Source organism: Pseudomonas brassicacearum (genome assembly GCF_003732265.1).
GTDB classification, from domain to species: Bacteria; Pseudomonadota; Gammaproteobacteria; order Pseudomonadales; family Pseudomonadaceae; genus Aquipseudomonas; species Aquipseudomonas brassicacearum_D.
In genome coordinates, this window is sequence record NZ_MOBK01000093.1 from 1 (window position 1) to 703 (window position 703).

Consider the following 703-nt stretch of genomic DNA (forward strand, 5'->3'; position numbering starts at 1 on the left):
GTTCTTTACGGTCAGCCATGACATGGCCCACCCGTTTGTCGTTCGCGCAGGCGAAGGCAGGATTCGCGTCACGGGGACGCGTTTCAATGTCTGGATGTATCAGGACCAGGTGCGCGTGAACCTGATCGAAGGTTCAGTGCTGGTCACCAGCAATCGTTCATTACCAGGCGACGGCTTGCGCCTCGGCCCATCGATGCAGGCACGTTACAAACAAGGCGATTACATGCCGCAGATCAGCCAGACCTACGCCGATGACAGTTCATTGGCCTGGCGCAGCGGCAAACTGGTGCTGGATAACCTCGCGCTGAGCGACGCCCTGCCACTGATCAATCGATATCTGAGCAATCCATTGGAGCTGGCTGATACTCACACCGGTTCGATTCGCGTGGGTGGCATCTACAACATCAAAGAGCTGAGCAACCTCGCCAACAGCCTGCCCAAGGCGCTGCCGGTCTACCTGAGCCGCAACAAGGAAGGTAACCCGGTGATCAACTCGATACCGCAACAGCCGCCAAAAAGCTGAAGGCCGCACCCTTTGCAGGATGCGGCCTTCAGACTCGTCGACACTAACGCTCGGGTTTATTGAGCGGCAACGTTCCCCGCCTTGTCCAACGTCTCGCGAACAGTCTGCACCTGATACTGCGGGTCAGCCTGAATCTGCTGTTCGGTGAACGGCAGCACACTCCACTGTTTCTTCGAGAAC

The 703-nt window shown here is 57.5% G+C and carries 1 protein-coding gene; it reads left to right on the forward strand.

Annotated elements, in window-relative coordinates; all coding sequences use genetic code 11:
- The coding region (locus tag BK660_RS30200) for a FecR family protein (RefSeq protein ID WP_185045260.1) at positions 1-523 on the forward strand (523 nt) is incomplete at its 5' end.
- Positions 524-703 lie beyond the last annotated feature (180 nt).